Origin of the sequence: Idiomarina sp. (assembly GCF_048260185.1) — a bacterium.
In the GTDB taxonomy this organism is placed as follows: Bacteria; Pseudomonadota; Gammaproteobacteria; order Enterobacterales; family Alteromonadaceae; genus Idiomarina.
Window position 1 is genome coordinate 158,264 of the sequence record NZ_JBLXHB010000001.1, and the last position, 20,601, is coordinate 178,864.

Consider the following 20,601-nt stretch of genomic DNA (forward strand, 5'->3'; position numbering starts at 1 on the left):
TTATATAAACAGCAGCTAGTCTGCCACGTTGAGCCGTAATCGCCAAGTTATGTGGTCAAATTAAGAGTGACAACCATAGACCTTTTAGCGAATTACCAGTAAGCTTAGCGGCAGAAAACCTTCCGTCTCAGTGAATGGAGTTGTCTTTTGCAAGCAACATTTCAAGCAGTTATCGAAAAGCTTAAGCAATCGGGTAAAACAGCAGTTTGGCAGGGCATTAAGCGTGGTATTGAACGTGAAGCTTTGCGTATAAAAGAAAATGGAACGCTGGCACCGGGTGACCATCCTCAGGAACTGGGGAAAACTCTGACGCATCCGACCATTACAACCGATTACTCAGAGAACCTACTTGAGTTTATTACTCCGGTTGCCTCCGATATTGACACAACGCTGTCACAGCTCCGTGATATTCATCGGGTGGCTTATAACGCCATAGATGACGAATTGTTGTGGCCAATGAGCATGCCTTGCTACATTGGCTCAGATGACGATATTCGTATCGCTAAATATGGTGACTCGCACTCGGGACGCATGAAAAGCCTTTATCGCCGAGGATTAACCTATCGCTACGGCGCCACTATGCAGGTTATTGCCGGCGTGCATTATAATTTTTCTGTGTCCGATGCAATGTGGGAAGAATTAGCGGAGATTGAGGGTGTCAGTAATAACCAAAGTTTCCGTACCGAACGCTATTTCGCTCTCATCCGTAACTTTAAGCGCGTGGCCTGGGTTATTCCTTACTTGTTTGGCGCTTCCCCCGCTTTGTGTAAATCGTTTTTCAGTCAGACGAAAAACGAAGAGATTCTGAAAAAATGGGATTTTGATACGGTAGGTAAAGGTACGGTATTTTTGCCTTATGGTACGTCGTTGCGAATGAGCGACTTAGGTTATACCAATAAAGAACAGGCAACGCTGAAAATTACTTATAATTCATTGGATGAGTATGTGACAGGCCTGCGTCGCGCAATTACAACGCCATCTCAGCAGTTTTCGAAAATCGGTGTAAAAGTAGGCGACGATTATCGTCAGCTTAACGATAATATTCTGCAGATAGAAAATGAGTTTTATTCGCCAATTCGCCCTAAACAGACAGCCCGCGATGGCGAAACGCCAAGCCAGGCCCTAGAGCGTGGTGGGGTAGAGTATGTAGAGATTCGTGCACTGGACGTGAACCCGTTTAGTGATGTGGGTATCACGGCGCAGCAAATGCATTTTCTGGACTTAATGCTTTTGCATTGTTTATTACAACCAAGCGAAGAAATGAGCTGGGAACAGCAGCAGCAAGCCGACAAGAATTTTACTAAAGTGGTTATGCAGGGACGTGATCCGCGCTTAAGCTTGCAGCAAAACGGCATTGATCGCCTAATGGCCGACTGGCTGGAAGAGCTTTTTGCAGATTTCTCCTCAATTGCTAAAGCACTGGATAGCAGTTCAGACAATAAAATTTATCAGAATCATTTAGCGGATTTGTACGAGTGGGTATTAAATCCGGAAAGTACGTTATCGGGTCAAATTTTACGCTTGCTCAAAGAAGAAGACCGCGATAACAGCAATTTAGGTATGCAGTTAGCTAAGCAATACCGCGAGCAAATGAAAAATGAGCCGCTCAGTTACTATCAACAAGACGACTTTGCTAAATGGGCGGCCGAATCAGAGCAAGCGTTTGAAGAACGTTATCAGCAAGACAATAACGTCGACTTTGATACGTTTCTGGCAAATTATTTCAAACAGGCGGCACGCTCTGGTCAGCTAGCTGATTGATAAACATAAAAAAACGCAGCCCAAATTTGGACTGCGTTCAATAAAACGTTCAGGGGATGAACATGAATGCATTTATCAGCTACAACATGTGTTCAATTACTGAGAGTTTAACGAGTGAATAAAGTTCAATGGCGATAAAACTTTTTTTCCCTATTCAATCGAAAGTACTGATAAGTGCTTTGTTTGTCGCGACTCTCAGTGGTTGCGCAACACCCCCTCCTGCGAACCCTGAAAATGTCTGTCATATTTTTGAAGAGCACCGTGACTGGTATCATGCGGCCGCTGACGTGCGTGAACGCTGGGGCGTACCTATTCATGTACCAATGGCGATGATGTATCAGGAGAGTTCCTTCAAGCATAATGCTTTGCCTCCCAGAGACTACCTTTTAGGTTTTATTCCATGGGGGCGGGTAAGCTCAGCTTACGGTTACTCGCAAGCGAAAACGATGACCTGGGAAGATTACCAGCGTGAAACGGGTAACGGTTGGGCGAGCCGCGATGATTTTGAAGATGCGATTGATTTTATGGGTTGGTTTATAGCAAAAACCTATAAAATTAATGGGGTATCTAAATGGGATGCTTACGGACAATACCTTAACTACCATGAAGGCTGGGGTGGTTATCAGCGTAAGTCTTATTTAAAGAAACCCTGGCTGGTAAAAGTATCCAGGGTCGTAAAAAGTCGCTCTATGACATACGCCGCGCAATTGAATAAGTGTGAGGAAGATTTAAAGCACGGCTGGCTATGGCGTTTATTCTTCGGTTAGTCATTGGCCTGGTTGTCGGGTTTTTGGTAGAGCTCAGGAAACACTCTAATTTGTTTTATCATGGTGTCACCAATTTCAACAAGCTCTACCGGATAACCGCCTAAACGCAGTGACAACCGGGCATCAGGAATATCTCCGAACTGTTCAATAATAAGACCGCTTAAGGTTTTTGGGCCATCAGTCGGAAAGTCCCAATTCATTTCTTTGTTCAATTCGCGCAAGTTAGCTGAGCCGTCGACTAAAAAGCTGCCGTCAGTTTCCAGTGTGACAGATTCGCTGGGTGCAGGTGCCATAGAGGTAGTGAAGTCGCCGACAATTTCTTCCAGAATATCTTCCAGAGTAACAAGCCCCTGAATGTCGCCGTATTCGTCGACAACCAGTCCGATGCGTTCTTTACGACGCTGAAATTTCAGCAGCTGAACATTCAGCGGTGTGCCCTCGGGAATAAAGTAGCTGTCTCTTGCCGCGCGAACTAATATGGATTTATCTGCAGTAAACTGGTTCTTGCTCATCAGGCGCATAATATCGCGGGCATGCAAAAATCCGATAGCATCGTCTATTTCATTGCGATAAAGCAGTACACGGGTATGCTGACCATTTGACAGTTGTTTAACGATAGATTTCCAGTCGTCACTAATATCGATACCCACGATTTCGTTACGGGGCACCATGACGTCTTCTACAGTAACTTTCTCGAGATCTAAAATACTGACCAACATTTCTTGGTGCGACGTAGGAATTAAGTTTCCGGCTTCGTTAACCACTGTGCGCAGCTCGTCGGAGCTTAACGCGTCAGCCATTTGTGACTGCTTCGGGTTAACCCCCAGCAGGCGCATGAAAGAATTGGTGATGAAATTCATACCAATAACGATAGGGTACATGACTTTCAGCAAAGGCATCAAAATTAAGGAGCTGGGGAAAGAAATACGCTCCGGATGCAGTGCCGCTATGGTTTTCGGCGTAACTTCAGAAAAAATCAGAATAATTAAGGTTAAACCAAAAGTAGCGATAACAATTCCTGCGTCACCGAACCAGCGCAGACAAAGGATTGTTGCGATAGCCGATGCACCAATGTTAACCAGGTTATTGCCAATAAGAATAAGGCCAATTAACCGATCGGGACGATCAAGCAGGTACTGGACACGCTTAGCTCCGGGATGATTGTTTTGTACCAGATGGCGCAGACGGTACCGGTTGATAGACATCATGCCAGTTTCGGAGCCAGAGAAGTATGCGGATAAAAATAACAGTACGGCTAAAATCACGAGCAACATGCCCGTTGATATCTCGTCCAACGGTTTATTCCTTAATTATACTGTGAATGTGACAATGTAGAGTTCTCAGCTATGAAGTCAAGTGTCATTCAGGATAAGAGAAAATCTTTCACGAACCGACTGCCAAAATACCCTAAGGTTAATAGGGTGCTGGCAAGTACGGTAATGACCACAATAATGCGTCCACGTAAGCCTGATGTCCGGTGTAGGACAACCGCCAAAAGGTAAAGCAAAGCCGCGACGCTGGTTAAAATGGTTTTGTGTGCTTGCTGTTGAGCGAGCATATCATCGAGGAAAAGAAACCCTGAACCCAGAGCGAGAAACAGCACAAAAGTGCCCAGCGCCAGAAGGTTGAAGAAATATTTTTCGACAGTCATTAATGGTGGCAGTTTGCTCAGCAGAATATGACCTTTGCGGTTTTTTAATACACGGTTTAAGTAACTGGTTTGTAACGCGTAAAGTGTGGCTAATGCCAGTATTCCATAAGCGACCAGCGACAGGGTAATATGAAAAACCAGTCCGTGTCCGGTGCTTATGTCTGCGCCCCAGTTAACCGGAGTAAACACAAGTAACAGTGTGGTAAGCGCTGAAAATAGATAAATAACCGGCTTCAGGAATAAGTTACTGGCCTGATTATTTTTTACTACGGTTAAGGCGGCTATCAGAAAAGCGACAATAGCCAGACTGGATGAGATATTAATGTGGTCGAAATCATCGTTAGAAAGTTGTATTAAAATGAGCCAGCCATGCGCAGCAACCGCCAAAGCAGCTGGTACAATCTGATAAGCTGGGTGAAGCACTTTGTTTTTTAATATATTTTGTAGAATAACAAAAGCGCTGGCACTGTAACCCAATAAGCTGATTAGCAACAATAAAGAGAGCATCACGCGCTCGACTTCCCTGATTCCTGTTGTTCGTGCCCTGAGTATACGACGTCAGTCGGCTAAACCCAATACTTACGGGGCGAAACTTTCTTGCAAATCAGATATACTGTCCCCATTACTATTAACGTCAGAAATCGCAATATAAGAGACGATCGACATGTTTGAGAATTTATCGGAACGCTTGTCGCAAACGCTACATTCTATTGGTGGCCGGGGCCGACTGACCGAAGACAATATTAAAGAAACCTTGCGCGAAGTTCGCATGGCGCTGCTTGAGGCCGATGTTGCCTTGCCTGTGGTCAAAGACTTTATTGCTAAAGTTAAAGAACGGGCAGTGGGTACAGAGGTCAATAAAAGCCTGACGCCGGGCCAGGTTTTTGTGAAAATTGTCCAGTCTGAGTTGGAAGCGGCAATGGGTGAGGCGAATGCGCCCCTGCAATTAAATACCCAACCGCCGGCGGTTATTCTGATGGCAGGTTTGCAAGGTGCAGGTAAAACCACCAGTGTGGGCAAACTGGCTAAATATTTAACTGAGCGCCAGAAGAAAAAAGTCATGGTAGTCAGTGCCGACGTTTATCGTCCTGCCGCTATTAAACAGTTGGAAACGCTTGCCGAGCAGGTAGGGGTGGAGTTCTTCCCTTCCACCACTGAGCAGAAACCAGTTGATATTGCTAATGCTGCTATTGCTCAGGCACGTAAGCAGTTTATTGATGTGGTGTTAGTGGATACCGCCGGTCGTCTTGCTATTGACGAAGATATGATGCAGGAAATCCAGCAACTGCACTCAGCCATAAACCCAGTTGAAACTCTGTTTGTCGTTGACGCGATGACGGGTCAGGATGCGGCAAATACCGCCAAAGCATTTAGCGAAGCGTTGCCTTTAACGGGTGTTATTCTGACTAAGACCGATGGTGATGCTCGTGGTGGTGCGGCTCTGTCTATTCGCCATATTACCGGTAAGCCCATTAAATTCCTGGGCGTTGGTGAGAAAAACGATGCGCTCGAGCCGTTTCACCCTGACCGTGTAGCCTCCAGAATTCTCGGTATGGGCGACATGCTTTCTCTGATTGAGGAAGTAGAACAAAAAGTCGATAAAGAGAAAGCGGAGCGAGTGGCGAAAAAAGTCATGAAGAAAGGCCAGTTCTCACTGGAGGATTTTCGTGATCAGCTCGTACAAATGCGTGAAATGGGCGGCATGATGGGATTAATGACTAAAATGCCGGGCATGGGGAAAATGACTGAGCAAATGAAAGGTCAGATGGATGACAAAATGACCTTGCGCATGGAAGCCATTATCAATTCCATGACCCCCAAAGAACGGCTACGTCCCGATGTAATAAAGGGCTCGCGTAAGCGCCGTATAGCGACCGGTTCTGGTACTCAGGTACAGGACGTGAACAAGTTGCTTAAACAGTTTACTCAAATGCAAAAAATGATGAAAAAAATGAAAGGTGGCGGCATGCAGAAAATGATGCGCGGCATGGGCGGAAAGATGCCACCAGGAATGTTCCCCGGACGCTAGGAAAAAGCGCGTCAAGCTTGCATTTGCAGTAAAAATCAGTAGAATTGCCGAGCCTTCCGACTCTGTCGGAGGGCTTTGCTATTTTTTACATTTACAAAACAGTTATATTGAGGAACGCAATGGTAACCATTCGTTTACAACGTGGTGGCGCTAAAAAACGCCCCTTCTACCAAATGGTAGTTGCTGACAGTCGCAATGCTCGCGACGGTCGTTTCATTGAGAAAGTAGGATTTTTTAACCCTGTAGCTCGTGGTCAGGAAGAAAAACTTCGTGTTGATGTTGACCGCATCGAGCATTGGGTAAGCAAAGGCGCTCAGTTATCTGATCGTGTTGCTAAATTAGTTAAAGATGCAAGCGCTGCGGCGTAAGCATTAACAGATTCAGGTAGGTAAATTAATGCAGCAATCAGAGCAAATCGTCGTTGGTCGCATCGGTGCGGTGTATGGCGTAAAAGGCTGGTTGAAAGTGCAGTCATTTACCGATGATCCAGAATCGATATTTGAATACAGCCCTTGGTTACTCAGCCAGAAAACTGAGCGCGAATTGAAAGTTGTCGAGTGGCGTCGCCACAACAACGGACTTATCGCCAGGTTAGAAGGCATATCCGATCGCGATGAGGCTGCACGCCTTACAGGTGCGGATATTTGCATTACTGCAGATGAGTTACCGGCATTAGCTGATGACGAGTTTTACTGGCGCGACCTTATTGGTATGCGTGTAGTGAACACCAACGGCTATGATATGGGTGTGGTTGAACAAATTATGCCCACCGCATCGAACGATGTGTTGGTCGTAAAAGCAAACAGCAACGATGGGTTCGGGAAATCTGAACGTTTAATTCCTTTTATCCAAAGTGAATATGTTACTGCGGTTGATAAGGAAGCCAAACAGATTCAGGTTGAGTGGCCATCGGACTTTTGATGAGCAAACCATTGCAGGTTGGCGTCATCAGTTTGTTTCCTGAAATGTTTTCGGCCGTCACCGATTACGGTGTTACCGGCAGAGCAATAAAGGAAGGTTTGCTGACTGTGAGTGTCTGGAATCCGCGTGATTTCACTCATGATCGCCACAGGACTGTTGATGACAGGCCTTATGGCGGAGGTCCGGGTATGTTGATGATGGTGCAGCCACTTGTGGATGCTATCAATGCAGCAAAACAAAGCCTGGGTGAGGATACTCCTGTTATTTATTTGTCACCGCAAGGGCAAAAACTTGATCACAGCGGAGTGCAACAGCTCTCCAGCAATGATCGAATGATTTTGATTGCTGGCCGTTATGAAGGCATTGATGAACGTGTTATTAAGCAATACGTTGATGCAGAATGGTCGATAGGGGATTACGTATTAAGCGGTGGTGAGTTGCCAGCAATGGTGCTTATTGACGCGGTATCACGGTTAATTCCCGGAGTATTGGGACACCAGGATTCAGCAGCAGAAGACTCTTTTGCCAGCGGGTTACTGGACTGCCCTCACTATACTCGACCGGAAACTTATAATGAGCAGCAAGTACCGCCGGTTTTATTAAGCGGTGATCATGAAAAGATACGTCGCTGGCGTTTACAGCAGTCTTTGGGTAAAACCTGGCTGCAACGACCAGAGTTAATTCATAGCCTAGCTCTGACTGACGAGCAGGAAACATTGTTGAACGAGTTTATCGCAAAGCAATCATCCGGCGAATAAAGTACAGTTTACCTAGGATAGGAGATACGAAAATGGCAAAAGTTAGCCAAAGCATCATTAAGGCTCTTGAAGAAGAGCAGATGAAACAAGATTTACCTGAGTTTGCACCAGGTGACACTGTTGTTGTAAATGTAAAAGTAAAAGAGGGTAACCGCGAACGTCTTCAGGCGTTTGAAGGTGTTGTTATCCGTGTTCGTAACCGCGGTCTGCATTCAGCGTTCACAGTACGTAAAGTATCGAACGGTGAAGGCGTAGAGCGTACTTTCCAAACGCACAGCCCATTAGTTGACAGCATTAAAGTCAAACGTCGTGGTGCGGTTCGTCGCGCGAAACTGTACTACTTGCGTGAGCGTTCTGGTAAGTCTGCACGTATCCGCGAGAAGCTGTCTTAAGCTTCTAGCAAACAAACGAAATAGCAAAGAAAAACCCAGCCTTGTGCTGGGTTTTTTGATCGCTTCCGCTATTATGTAGTACTTGCACTAAAAAATAGTCATATAGAAAATTAAAATTTTTTTCATGACTATGCGTATCCCTTCTTCCTTAAAATGGCTCGTCAGTAATCGCCTAAATGGTCAGCGTGAGGAACTGAAATTCCAACTCCAAGACTTAAGCCTAGATCTTAAACTAGTCGAGGCAAAGCCTTGACCGACAGATGAGGTTGCCATTTGCCCTCCTCTATCTCAGGTATACATTTTAAGGATATAGATGACTATACGCAGTTTAGAACTAGCATCAGATGCCGTTTAAAAGGCCTGATCGGAAAAGGAATTCTAAAGTCGGTAAAAGCTCATGAAGACAAATATAAAGTTAGCCCGCCCAATAATCTCCTGTGACAGTTTAAAGATTACTTTGAAATAACACCTTTTAAGACAGGGAGCGTAGCTTCTTGGTTAAGAATAAAAAGCTATGGACTAAGAGGCTGGTTTTCTTATGGACTTTCTAATTTGGAAATTATCTTTAAATTGCAGTGAGTATGAAATGGAATTATGAATGACGAATTGCACTGGTGCTGGTATTACTTTGGCCGTATTGTTTCCCCTGTTCCTGCGGATTGACTAGGTCATGAGTTAGTATTAGAGCGCGATGCGCCCCGTATTAAGCTAGCAATCCTGCAAGTTATTCAAATTATTTTTGCTGCTTGGAAGTTCAAACAAGCCTTGCAGCAAGTGTCCACCAAACGCCTAGCGATTGTTCCATGGTACGTTACCTCGACTAAGTACATAACCATCATGGCCATGTTGAGGCGCGCATGCAGACTGTATTGGTACCAGTCTTTTATCGTACAGAGGCTAGTAGGTAAATGAATCGAATCAGTATGTCGACTTAAGAAAATATAAAGAATCTCATTATGTTGATAATTTGTTTTTAATATTGGCTCATGATACTACTATTAGCATGGTGTTTTGTTTTTTATTTTTAACAAACGAGGGTTTGCATGGTTGAAAATCGAACAAAAGGTTTGCTGACTATATTAGGGGTTTTAATTATCTATATAGCGGCATTCTTCGCTTCAAAACTTGAGGGTATTCCTAACTACTTCTGGCTCTTATTTGTTCACATGGGGTTCGTGCATATTGGTACTGTAACTGCTGTAGTTGCATGGCGCTACTTTACTGTAAAGAAGATCTTTTTCTCGATTAGTTTGGGTTTTGCATCGGCAGCCTTGATTGTACTGGGATGGGAAGGGATTCTAGGTTTACTTAACTTTTATTAAAATTTAGGGATAATTTTCATGATGAATAGCATGTTTAAATCTTTATCTTTATCTTTTTTTGTTTTCTCTGTATCAGTTAATGCAGAATCTACTGTTTCTAGCTATGGAGTAACCACTGATGGTAATAGGTATACCATTGAATCCCGTGACGGCGACCGAAATGTCAATGTCCTGATAGAAGATTTTGAGTATAATAATCAGTTAGTAGATGTATCGTACTCGTTTAGTGACACAGGCAATGGGCGAACCGTTTCTATAGTTGTAGGGAACTCAAAATTAAAGTTTGACAGAACGGTTTCGGTATCTGCTAACGGGCAGGAAGATTTAATTTATCAGTCAATCGGGGGGGAGGATAATGAGGGTCGAACGAACCTTATTAATTTAGCGGAGTGCGATACTTCGGTTGCTTCACGGCTATCTATTTCTGGTGATGCGCTGCTTGTCTTTGCTAGTGTTGAAAAGCAACTTAACTCTGTTTTTGAAGAAGAATCAAGACGAGGAGTAGAATTTTCTGTTGACTCGATATTTCAGATAACTCGTTTGTCAGCATTAGACCATACTTCTTTTGAATCTTTTTCATTAACTGGGCTTAACACTTTATCGCCATCAAGTGATTTGGTTGTTGCCCAATCCGTAGGCTGTTGGTCTACTTGCCTTTCTTTGTTGGGGACTGGGGCAGCAGCGGTAATGTCAGGTGGTACGTTAGCTCCAATATCATATCTTAATGCAGCGGCTTGCGGAGTTTGTTCAGGAATTGAGTTCAATAGCGGCGGCGGAGCCAGTCGTTCGGGTTTAATGGATTCGATTCATGGTTCAGGTAATTGGATTTGTATCGAGGAAAGCGATGGCTCAGCGACGTGCTATTCAGTGGATACCGGTCGAAATGAAGCAGGGATATTCCCCCATTAAGCCGACTGTCTTGATAAAAAGCCGCGAAGTAGAATTGTTATTGTGTTATTTAACAATTACTCATGTCACTTAATTACTCCGATATTGCTTGTGTTGATTAAAGGTGTCTGAATTCAGATAATAACCAATACTCTCATGGGAAGAGGTAGATCGAAGGGAGATCAACTACCGACATGTAGTAGGCTTATTTTTTGACCAGAAAATGAGATTACACGTGATTTATCGGCAGTTTATCTAGGGCTACAATATCAGATTTCGGCGTTTCTTTCAGCGGAATTTTCACAGTGAGATTGCTAAAAAATTGAACATTGCTTCCTCGACCGTACATCGAAAATTGCGATGTAATAGAGATATAGCAGGGGCATACGATCCTGAAGAGGCCCAGCAGCGCAGGTTATAACGCCGGTTAAAGTTAAAGCTCGAGCGACAGTAGAAATGCTAAAGCCCTTTAAGGTTTTAGTTCACAGCATTACCGCCGATAATGGTTTAGAATTTACTGACCATGACTTTCTGGTTTGCGAACTGGGTGCTGACGTTTACTTCGCAGATCTATACCCTTTTTATCAGCGCGGAGCGAACGAAACCCCCGGTGGATTGCTGCGACAATACGTGCCAAAAGGCACTGACTCACGTATGTTGGCAAGTGTGCAGTTCTGAAAATACGAGAAACGGTTGAACTTACGACCTAGAAAATTACTTGGGTTTATTCAGCTAAACATAATTTTTAAAGAGCAATTGCAACAGGCTATGAGAGGGAAAGTTAATAGTTGAATTCAGGATTGAATAAAATCACTAGCACTATCAGTACACTAATTTTTATCATAGTGATAACTCCAATCTTGGTTTTACACTGCTCCTGAACTAGAGAAACTTCTTAGATACTATCAGTATGAAAGTAATTAGAACCTGTTTTTTCAGTATTTTATCCTGAGCAATAATGTATTGGTTAATTGCTCTTAGTTTAGTGTCATTGGACCTTTTATCTGAAGTAAAACCTTATTTTCAATGATATTTCAGTTTCTATGCCATCTATTTTTCTTACTCAACGGGCGTTAAATGATTCAATCAACTATGAGATCGAGCGGTATGTCGTGCAGTCGAATAATATCGTCAATACTTTTAAGCTTTGCCTCGATTAATTTAAGATCCAGACTTAAGTCTTGGAGTTGGGATTTCAGTTTCTCGCGCTTAATATTTAGTCGAGCACGTTTACTGACGAGCCATTTTAATGAAGAAGGGATACGTGTAGTCATTAAAAGAATTTTAATTTTCCATATGACTATTTTTTAGTGCAAGTACTACATAATAGCGATAGTGTTTTAGAATGAACGAAGATATCGAAATATTAACCCAGATTTTAGCTGAAAATTTGGATGCTCAGCACCACTGGACTGAGCATGAACTGATTGCGTCTTTGCAGCGGCCGCCTTATGAGTTCTTTGATAAAGAGGCTCTGCGTGACCCTCTGACGCTGTTTCAGACGCATTTCTTATTGTTTCACTGCCTTTATAAGTTGCGGGAACGCTGGCGGGAAGAAAAAAAGTACGAACTTTTTATTCATACCCTGAATATTGAATGTCAGCCATGGCAACGCGGGGTTTCTGCATTGGCAGAAAAGGACGCGTTAGCAGAATATTATTTAGATCTGAATCAACTGGGCTCGACATCCGGCGCTGATGTTGAATCTATGCTGGATGATTTTTGGCGGCGCATGGGGCATTCTTCTTCTAAAGTGGAAACCAGTATGCCCGTAAATGATGCCTGGCAGATTATGGAAGTTGAACCGCCGGCAGGCCAGGCCTTTATTAAAAAGCAATATCGTAAACTAGTACACAAGTACCACCCCGATAAAGGCGGAAGTGTGGCTAAAATGCAAAAGATTCAGAAAGCCTACCATCGTGTTATCGAAGCCATAAAAGAGGAATAAAATAACAGCTCATGAGCCATGACCCGGACCAACAATTATCAGAATTGCGTAATGCAATTGATGCCACTGATAACGAATTAATTGAAGTAATTGCCCGGCGAGCAAAGTTAACTGCTGCTGTCGGAGAAGCCAAACGTTCGTTGAAACAACCTCTTTACGTTCCAGAGAGAGAGCGCTCTTTAATAAGAGCGCGCAGAAGCAAAGCTAAAGAGGCGGGCTTGTCGGAAGACTTAATCGAAGATGTTATTCGTCGTATTATTCGAGAATCGTATCGGACGCAGACGGCGCAGGCTGCTGCAACTTCGACTCAACTTGAACGACCGGTTTTTGTATTTGGCGGTAAAGGGGCTTTGGGTGCACGTTTGGTCAGTCAATTACGACAGACAGGCTATTCGGTAACAACCATTGATAAAGACGATGACTGGCCAGATAAGGACGATTTAAACCAGGCGCAGTTGGTCTTGATGAGTGTGCCGGTGAATAAGACCGTTGAATTGATAAAGCAGTTGCCACCTCTAGCGGAGGACTGTGTTCTGGCCGATGTAACCAGTATTAAAGCGGCTCCTTTGAATGCCATGCTGGAACAGCATAGCGGGCCGGTTGTTGGATTGCATCCAATGTTTGGTCCTTCTGTGCAGAATTTGGCGAAGCAGCTGGTGGTTGTTACTCATGGTCGCCAACCGGAGCGTTATCAATGGTTACTGGATCAGTTTGTTAACTGGGGCGCCCACTTACACGAAGTTAATGCCGATAAACATGACGATGCCATGGGCTGGATCCAGGCGATGCGCCATTTAAGTACCTTTGCTTACGGTGTTCACCTGGCTAATGAAGGCGTCGATATTAAAGATCTGTTGGAATTGAGCTCGCCTATTTATCGGATGGAATTGATGATGATAGGTCGTTTGTTTGCGCAGAATGCGGAACTTTATGCTGATATTATTGCTGCGAACAAAGAAAAATTTGCGTCTATTAGACGCTATCTGCAGCAATTCTCAGCGATCATTGATGATATAGAAAAGGGTAAAAAGTCGGATTTTATCTCGCTTTTCGATGAGGTTAGCCAGTATTTCGGTGAATTTTCCGGCCAGTTCCTGAAAGAGAGCGAATCTTTGGTGCAGTTGGCAGACGACCAAAGATTCAAGCATCAATAATTGTTGCTGGCTACAAGTTTTATAGGTATTCAGCCATTAACTCACTAAGCGCTTCTGGTGAAACCGGCTTATGCAATGTCGCATTCATGCCTGCTTCACGGCAAGCGCTCATCTCGCTAGCGCTTTGATGGCTGGTAATAGCGATAACCGGTGTGTTCTTGTGCATATCGCTTTGTCGCAACTCCTGGCAGACTTCAGCTCCTGACATGTCCGGCATTTCGTAATCCAGAAAAATGAGATCCGGAGCCTCTTCAGCCAAAGTCAGGGCTTCTTCTCCTGTCATTGCTGTTAATATACTTACCTCAAAATTGGCAAGCATCGCTTTTAACACTTCAAGGCTGATAAAGTCGTCGTCAGCAATAAGAACTTTGCGCATAGTCACTACCCATTTAATGGAATTAATTATACCCTAGCACTTAGCTTTTTATATTCCCAGTAATTTGGAGCTAACAACATGAATCAGAAAGGAAATTCTATAAAAGTTTGGGATAGCTTTATTCGGGTGTTTCACGGCTTGCTTATCGTTCTTTTAGGCGGGCTTTGGTGGACCGTCGAAAATGGCCGTATGGAGCTGCACAAGGATATTGGTATTGCCTTACTTGCATTACTTTTAGTAAGAATTTGCTGGGGAATATTTGGCAGCGAAAATGCCCGCTTTAAAACCTTCTTAAAGTCGCCTAAGGCTATCTTTAAGCATCTGCATAATGTTTTTAAAGGGCGCTATGAAGCAGAAAATACTCACAGTACGGCTGGTGGCTGGGCTGTCATTATTATGCTTGGGTTGCTGTTAAGTCAGGTTATTACGGGGTTATTCTCAACCGACGGCATTTTATTTTCGGGGCCATTATCTAATTGGCTATCTTCGGATGGGCAAAAAGCGGTAACCAACTGGCATAAAACTCAGTTCGACGTGATATTAATTGTTATTGCCGTGCATATTCTGGCAGTGCTTTTTTATCGCGTTAAAGGAACACCTTTAGTGGCTTCCATGGTGCATGGTTACAGAACCACCAGTCAGCAAGCGCCAAATCTGAAGCCCGGTTGGCAGGGGCTTATTTTAGCGGTTGCTGTCTGGTTAATTTTAATGTTGCTGTTTAATTAGTCTTTATATTCGTCGTGGCAGCCTTTGCAGGTTTTTGCGGCATCCATGAAAACGGGTTTTATCGAGTCAATAGAACCTTCTTGACTAACCTCGGCCAGTTTGGCAGCGTACTCTTGCAAGTCATTAGCGCGCTGCTGAAAGTCATCCCAGTTATCCCATATGGCGGTTAATGCATCAGAGTTATTGCCTGGCATTGCGCCTTCAACACCGAAACCGGCCCATGGAATACCTGACATTTTTTCAAAATCATCTGCACGACGTTGGAAAAAATCGGCGTTGTATTCAACTTCGCCTTTAACCATTGCAGCCATAGCGGCAAAGTTTTGCTGCATAACAGATAACGCTTTTTGGCGATATTCCACGGCTTTATCGCCATCATTAAAAGCGTTCTCGTTAGCCGTTGCATTGAATGACAGAGTCATCAGGCCAGCTATAGCTGTTGTTATTAGTTGTTTTTTCATTGAAATACTCCGTTTGTTAAATTCACTGATCGTTAATAATACACGATCTGTCGGTTAATGCTTGTCACCCCTATGTATAACAAAGTAACTTATCTAATGAGATAACTAAATGACAAAAATAAGTCAAAATGGGGACAATTCATGAAAAAAGTGCATCAGCTCAGTGCTTTGACGTTAGCGGTAACGTCGGTACTGACCGCCTCGGTTGCTGCTGATCAGACTTCCCGAACAAACGGGATGCGGGATAACACGCCAAGTCTGACGGCAATTCAGAATGCAACAATTATTACTGAGCCGGGAAAATCTATTACTAACGCCACTTTGGTTATTGAAAATGGCGCCGTTCAGTCAATTGAGCGTAATAATCGGGCTCCTACCGGAGCGCGGGTGATTGACGGGACCGGATACACGATTTACCCGGGATTCATTGACCCCTACAGCAGCTATGGAATTAACGTTAGCAATCAGCAGGAACGTTCAGATACGCCAGTTTATAACAATGAACGTGAGGGTGGTAACGCGGCAAATGACGCGATTCACTCGCAAAAACACTGGTTCAGTGAGTTTAAGACCAGCTCTGAAGATGCAAATAAATGGGTGTCACAAGGTTTCACCAGTGTGCAGTCAGCTAATTTAGACGGTATTTTTCAGGGACAGGCGGTAACAGTTTCGCTGGCGGACAAAATACCTAACGACGTTATTTATCAAAGTGAAGGAAAGCAGTTCGGCTCGTTTGATAAAGGTTCTTCACAGCAGCAGTATCCGTCATCTTTAATGGGCAGCATTGCGCTGGTCAGACAAACCTTATCTGATGCTAACTGGTACGAAAACTCTTATGGAAAGCAGTCGCATAATCAATCGGTCGAGTTTAATGCGGCGCTTGATTCACTGACGGATATTGAGAATACCGGGATTGTTTTTAAGGTGAGCGATGAGAAATCATTGTTACGCGCCGATGATCTTTTCGACCAGTTTAAGGTGCCGTCGGTTTACGTTGCCTCAGGCTATGAATACGCGCGCTTAGATGCAGTAAAAAATGCCGGAAGTGACTTAATTCTTCCGCTTAATTTTCCGGCTGCACCAGATGTTGGCGATGTTGATGGGCACCTCGATGTCGATTTAGCAAAATTGCGTCATTGGGAGCGCGCTCCGTCTAACCCGGCAATGTTGGCCGAAGCCGGAGTCAATTTCGCTCTGACTTTGCACGACTTAGAAAAGGCGGACAGCTTCTGGCCTAACCTGCGTAAAGCCGTGAAGCATGGCTTGAGCGAAGAAAAGGCTCTTGCCGCGTTAACGACTATTCCGGCGAAAATTGCCGGGGTAGACGACAAAGCAGGGAAGCTGGCTCAGGGTTACAAGGCTGACTTTGTTATGGTCAAAGGCGATTTGTTTGCAGATGGCACCATTCAGTCAGTTTGGTTGCAGGGCGAAGAAAACGAGCTGGTATCCCGGGATAAAGTCGATTTTGTCGGCAATTACAGCATGAAACTGAATAACCAGGATATCGAAATTGCGGTTAAGCCTGGTGCTGCGCTAAGCGGTGAAGTTAAGGCAAATGAAAAGACCAGCGCTTTACGTCACGTGCAGTCGGGTAATGAGTCTTTGTCTTTTGTTGCCGACCTCGAGGCAGAGCCCGCAGGAAGCTGGCGCTTTAAGCTGGAACCGGAAGCTCAGGGAACATTTTCAGTAACAGCGGTTTCTCCAGAAGGTGAAGAAGTCAGGTTACAGGCTCAAATGGATTCAGCTGAAAACGAGACTGAAACAAATGCTGAAGCAGAACCAGTGGAATATGTTAGCGAGCTGACGCTCCCGAATGTGGCTTACGGGCTGGACGGTTTGCCGGAGCGTCAGGATGTTCTTATCCGCAACGCGACGGTCTGGACTGCAACTGACGACGGTATTCTTGAAGAAACGGATGTGCTGGTTCGAGATGGTGAGTTTGCAGCCATCGGCAAAGACTTGTCAGCACCTTCTGGTGTGACTGAAATTGATGGTGCAGGAATGCATTTGACTCCGGGCATTATCGACGAGCATTCACACATTGCTATTGAAGGTGGTGTTAACGAAGGTTCTGAAGCGGTGACATCTGAAGTTCGGATTGGTGATGTGGTTAATCCGGATGATATTCACATTTATCGTTCGCTGGCGGGCGGGACTACCATGGCACAGTTGCTTCATGGTTCGGCTAACCCCATCGGCGGTCAGGCGCAGGTAATTAAGTTACGCTGGGGCGCCGACGCTAATGTCATGAAGTTCGATGCAGCCCCTGAGTCTATCAAGTTTGCATTGGGTGAAAACGTTAAGCAGAGTAACTGGGGCGACAACATGACCGTTCGTTACCCTCAAACTCGTTTGGGCGTTGAAACTATTGTACGTGACGGTTTCCAGGCGGCGCTTGAGTACCAGCAGCGGAAACAGGCATATGAGCGTATGAGCCGTTCAGAACGTAAAAAAGCTGCAGCTCCACGGCCGGATTATCGTCTGGAAACGCTACTGGAAATTCTGAACAGCGAACGCTTTGTTCATGCGCACTCTTACGTTGCGTCAGAAATTTTGATGTTAATGGAAGTTGCCGAGGACTTTGGTTTTACTCTGGATACCTTCACTCACATTCTGGAAGGCTACAAGGTAGCTGACGAAATGGCAGAGCATGGCGCCAGTGGTTCAACCTTTGCGGATTGGTGGGCTTATAAGTTCGAGGTTTATGATGCCATTCCACACAACGCGTGCCTGATGAGCGAACGAGGTGTGCTAACCAGTATCAATTCTGATAGTAACGATTTACAACGTCGTTTAAACACTGAAGCCGCTAAGTCTGTTCGTTATTGTGGTATGGATCCACACGAAGCATTGAAAATGGTCACCATTAACCCGGCTAAACAGTTGAAAGTGGATAGTTATGTAGGGTCTGTTGAAAAAGGCAAACACGCCGATTTCGTACTTTGGAGCCATTATCCGTTAAGTGCTTATGCGCGAGCAGAGCAAACCTGGATTAACGGCCGTAAGTTCTTCGACCGCGAACTGGATAAACAACGACAGCAGGCGGTTAAACAAGAAAAGAATGCACTTATCCAGAAAGTTTTAGCGGCAGGTGATGATGCAAAAATAGGGGCTAAAGACGGTTATAAATCGGATCAGCCTACCTGGCACTGTGATACTGAACACGACTTTTGGTTAGATCACTTTACCGGTAAAGGGCATCAGCACGGAGGACAACACTAATGAATAAATTACTTACAACCGTTAGTGCCGCATTAGTCAGTGCGCTGACGCTTAATAGTGCTGCGGCACATGATGAAATTCCGGGCGAAAAGCAAAGCAACCCTATTGTACTTCAGGGTGGCACCTTGCATACCGTTTCTGACGGAGTGCTTACCAACTCAGACTTGGTGTTTGAAAACGGTAAAATCACCGCTATTGGGCAGGATGTCAGTATCCCGGACGGCGCTGAAGTTATCGATATTTCCGGTCAGCACGTGTATCCGGGAGTTATTGCCATGGATACCACTATTGGCCTAAATGAAATTGAAGCAGTACGGGCAACCCGCGACGCGCGTGAAGTGGGTGATGTGCACCCGGAAGTTGCCGGTCACATTGCCTTTAATGCTGATTCGGAAATTATCCCGACGGTACGTTATCATGGCATTACACACGCTCAGGTAGCTCCTGAGGGCTCGCTGGTAGCCGGTCAGTCATCTTTAATGAACTTAGACGGCTGGAACTATCAGGACGCTCTGGTCGCCGGAGAAATAGGTGTGCACGTTTCCTGGCCGCGTACATATGTAGTAAATACCTGGTGGGAAAGACGTTCACCTGAAGAACAGCGTAAAGCGAACGAGGAATCCCGTCAGCAACTAATGAAAGTCTTCGCTGATGCAAAGGCTTACTACGATGCGAAGCAGGCCGATCGTAAAATTGATCTGGATCAGCGCTGGGAAGCTATGACGGGCTTGTTTGACGGCAGTAAGAAGCTGTACGTACACGCAGACGACAAACGTCAGCTGGAGCAGGCCATTGATACTGCTCAGGAGTATGGCTTTGAGCTGGTGCTTATGGGAGCCAGAGATGCCTGGTGTATTGCCGATAAGCTAGCTGAGCTTAATGTTCCTGTTGTTTTTGGCTCGCCTTACGGTCTGCCGGCACGCAATGATGAAGGTTATGATCAGGACTTTGCTTCACCAGCGCGTTTGGCTGAAGCAGGAGTTAACTTTGCTATTTCTTACCCGGGTTACTGGGACGTACGTAACTTACCTTTTGCTGCCGGAAACGCGGTTGCTTTTGGCCTGGATCAACAGCAGGCTCTTGCAGCTATTACATTGAAGCCGGCTGAGATTATGGGAGTTGCCGATAAGCTGGGTTCACTGGAAGTGGGTAAAAGTGCCTCACTGAGTGTCTCTGAAGGTGATTTACTTGATCCAATTGGACAAAAGTTAACGCATCTTTATATTGATGGACGCAAAGTAAGCTTAAGCAGCCGACATACTGAGCTTTACGAGAAGTATCGTCAGAAACCATCTGAATAGCCGCTCTTTGGCTAAGTCTAAAACGAAAAAGCCCCTGTCAGTTCAACTGGCAGGGGCTTTTCATTTTAACGGACAATATTAATTCTTAAATTCAGGCTCAACTGTTTAATAAACGGGCGATGAGTTTTCTTAGCGTTGCCGGTTCAAAGGGTTTGTCGGTTAAGGCATCGACACCGCTTTGTTTTACGTTAGCAAGTTGTGGCTCATTGGCGCGTGCAGTCACCATCAGTACCGGAGTGTGAGCATGTGCTGAGCTATTGCGAATGTATTGGGTGAGTTCACTGCCGTTTACCTCCGGCATATGAAAGTCGGTGACGATCAAGTCAAATTGATGTTCCACTAAGATATCAATTGCCTGCTGACCATTTTCTGCTTCAACAAAGCTCTCCACACCCAGATTTTCAAATACACGTCTTAAGACATGGCGCGAGGTCATGCTGTCATCAACAATTAATACCCGCAAATCCTCGACATCATAAAGCTCAAGATGAAGTGGCTCGGGTTCCATCATGTCCATGGTAGCGGTAATAGCCCGCTGGAGCTGATCCGGCGTAAAAGGTTTTGGTAAAATGGCAATAATACCCGCTTGTTTGAATTGCTCCAGCTGATCGGCACGATGTTCGGATGACACCAACATAAAATGTAAAGTATCTTTTAAGTCGTTACTATTAATGAATTCAATGAGTTCATGTGAAGTGCCGTCAGAAAAATACATAGCGCTGGTGACAATATCGGGTTGCCAGCGAAGTATTTCTTCTTTTGCTTCAGCAATGGTTGAAGCGCCACGGGTATGTTGAATGCCCGCCTGGTTCAGGTGCTGAGTAATTACTTTTCTTTGCACATCGGAAGGTTCGATAAGCAAAATACGGAGTTCGTCAAAGGCTATTGCCATAATCACATAATTAGGATTTATTGTGACCGAAA

At 44.8% G+C, this 20,601-nt stretch carries 20 protein-coding genes; 15 read left to right on the forward strand and 5 right to left on the reverse strand.

The features are described 5' to 3' along the window. The first annotated feature begins 147 nt into the window (after positions 1-147). Together gshA and ACN0RF_RS00870 are read left to right on the forward strand one after the other, a co-directional pair. Positions 148-1,761: a glutamate--cysteine ligase gene (gshA, locus tag ACN0RF_RS00865; RefSeq protein ID WP_417437713.1), complete on the forward strand. Its 1,614-nt coding sequence runs from the start codon at positions 148-150 to the stop codon at positions 1,759-1,761. A 128-nt stretch (positions 1,762-1,889) separates the two neighbouring features. Further along, positions 1,890-2,528: a hypothetical protein gene (locus ACN0RF_RS00870; RefSeq protein WP_110013842.1), complete on the forward strand. Its 639-nt coding sequence runs from the start codon at positions 1,890-1,892 to the stop codon at positions 2,526-2,528. On the opposite strand, the gene ACN0RF_RS00875 is transcribed toward ACN0RF_RS00870, so the two are convergent. Next, positions 2,525-3,823: an HlyC/CorC family transporter gene (locus tag ACN0RF_RS00875; protein WP_417437714.1), complete on the reverse strand. Its 1,299-nt coding sequence runs from the start codon at positions 3,821-3,823 to the stop codon at positions 2,525-2,527. The two genes, ACN0RF_RS00870 and ACN0RF_RS00875, sit on opposite strands and share 4 nt — an antisense overlap. 68 nt (positions 3,824-3,891) lie before the next feature. Then, positions 3,892-4,686, reverse strand: a complete 795-nt coding sequence (locus tag ACN0RF_RS00880) for a cytochrome C assembly family protein (protein WP_417438318.1) — start codon at positions 4,684-4,686, stop codon at positions 3,892-3,894. 157 nt (positions 4,687-4,843) lie between these two features. Between ACN0RF_RS00880 and ffh the strand changes: the two genes are divergently transcribed. From ffh to tyrA, 10 genes are all read left to right on the forward strand, one after another. Then, positions 4,844-6,208: a signal recognition particle protein gene (gene ffh / locus ACN0RF_RS00885; protein WP_317498585.1), complete on the forward strand. Its 1,365-nt coding sequence runs from the start codon at positions 4,844-4,846 to the stop codon at positions 6,206-6,208. A 119-nt stretch (positions 6,209-6,327) separates the two neighbouring features. After that, positions 6,328-6,576 carry a 30S ribosomal protein S16 gene (gene rpsP / locus ACN0RF_RS00890; RefSeq protein WP_011234962.1) on the forward strand — a complete coding sequence of 83 codons (249 nt, stop codon included), beginning with the start codon at positions 6,328-6,330 and terminating at the stop codon, positions 6,574-6,576. A gap of 28 nt (positions 6,577-6,604) precedes the next feature. Beyond that, positions 6,605-7,129 (forward strand): ribosome maturation factor RimM, encoded by a 525-nt coding sequence (rimM, locus tag ACN0RF_RS00895; protein ID WP_253620293.1) that lies wholly within the window; start codon positions 6,605-6,607, stop codon positions 7,127-7,129. Beyond that, positions 7,129-7,887 carry a tRNA (guanosine(37)-N1)-methyltransferase TrmD gene (trmD, locus tag ACN0RF_RS00900; protein WP_417437715.1) on the forward strand — a complete coding sequence of 253 codons (759 nt, stop codon included), beginning with the start codon at positions 7,129-7,131 and terminating at the stop codon, positions 7,885-7,887. Before rimM ends, trmD begins: the two co-directional genes overlap by 1 nt. 32 nt (positions 7,888-7,919) lie before the next feature. Next, positions 7,920-8,279: a 50S ribosomal protein L19 gene (gene rplS, locus ACN0RF_RS00905; protein WP_011234959.1), complete on the forward strand. Its 360-nt coding sequence runs from the start codon at positions 7,920-7,922 to the stop codon at positions 8,277-8,279. A 1,043-nt stretch (positions 8,280-9,322) separates the two neighbouring features. Then, complete coding sequence (locus tag ACN0RF_RS00910) at positions 9,323-9,601, forward strand: hypothetical protein (protein ID WP_417437716.1); 279 nt, start codon at positions 9,323-9,325, stop codon at positions 9,599-9,601. An 18-nt stretch (positions 9,602-9,619) separates the two neighbouring features. Beyond that, a complete protein-coding gene (locus ACN0RF_RS00915; protein WP_417437717.1) occupies positions 9,620-10,510 on the forward strand; it encodes a hypothetical protein in 891 nt (296 codons plus the stop codon). Between the two features lie 435 nt (positions 10,511-10,945). Next, entirely contained in the window at positions 10,946-11,167 is a 222-nt protein-coding gene (locus tag ACN0RF_RS00920) for a hypothetical protein (protein WP_417437718.1), read from the forward strand. Between the two features lie 667 nt (positions 11,168-11,834). Beyond that, the gene (locus tag ACN0RF_RS00925) at positions 11,835-12,437 is read left to right on the forward strand and encodes a DNA-J related domain-containing protein (protein WP_417437719.1); all 603 of its coding nucleotides are present in this window, start codon (positions 11,835-11,837) and stop codon (positions 12,435-12,437) included. Positions 12,438-12,448: 11 nt separating this feature from the next. Continuing rightward, positions 12,449-13,591, forward strand: a complete 1,143-nt coding sequence (gene tyrA / locus ACN0RF_RS00930) for a bifunctional chorismate mutase/prephenate dehydrogenase (protein ID WP_417437720.1) — start codon at positions 12,449-12,451, stop codon at positions 13,589-13,591. A gap of 19 nt (positions 13,592-13,610) precedes the next feature. On the opposite strand, the gene ACN0RF_RS00935 is transcribed toward tyrA, so the two are convergent. After that, complete coding sequence (locus ACN0RF_RS00935) at positions 13,611-13,967, reverse strand: response regulator (protein ID WP_286822904.1); 357 nt, start codon at positions 13,965-13,967, stop codon at positions 13,611-13,613. A gap of 78 nt (positions 13,968-14,045) precedes the next feature. On the opposite strand from ACN0RF_RS00935, the gene ACN0RF_RS00940 reads away from it, so the two are divergent. Further along, positions 14,046-14,693, forward strand: a complete 648-nt coding sequence (locus ACN0RF_RS00940) for a cytochrome b/b6 domain-containing protein (protein ID WP_417437721.1) — start codon at positions 14,046-14,048, stop codon at positions 14,691-14,693. Here the strand turns inward: ACN0RF_RS00940 and ACN0RF_RS00945 are convergent. After that, a complete protein-coding gene (locus ACN0RF_RS00945) occupies positions 14,690-15,154 on the reverse strand; it encodes a c-type cytochrome (protein ID WP_417437722.1) in 465 nt (154 codons plus the stop codon). The two genes, ACN0RF_RS00940 and ACN0RF_RS00945, sit on opposite strands and share 4 nt — an antisense overlap. A gap of 141 nt (positions 15,155-15,295) precedes the next feature. Between ACN0RF_RS00945 and ACN0RF_RS00950 the strand changes: the two genes are divergently transcribed. Continuing rightward, positions 15,296-18,376 carry an amidohydrolase family protein gene (locus ACN0RF_RS00950; RefSeq protein WP_417437723.1) on the forward strand — a complete coding sequence of 1,027 codons (3,081 nt, stop codon included), beginning with the start codon at positions 15,296-15,298 and terminating at the stop codon, positions 18,374-18,376. Then, entirely contained in the window at positions 18,376-19,677 is a 1,302-nt protein-coding gene (locus tag ACN0RF_RS00955) for an amidohydrolase family protein (RefSeq protein WP_417437724.1), read from the forward strand. Before ACN0RF_RS00950 ends, ACN0RF_RS00955 begins: the two co-directional genes overlap by 1 nt. A gap of 97 nt (positions 19,678-19,774) precedes the next feature. Here the strand turns inward: ACN0RF_RS00955 and ACN0RF_RS00960 are convergent, their stop codons facing one another. Beyond that, entirely contained in the window at positions 19,775-20,569 is a 795-nt protein-coding gene (locus ACN0RF_RS00960) for a response regulator (protein ID WP_011234951.1), read from the reverse strand. Between the last annotated feature and the right edge of the window lie 32 nt (positions 20,570-20,601).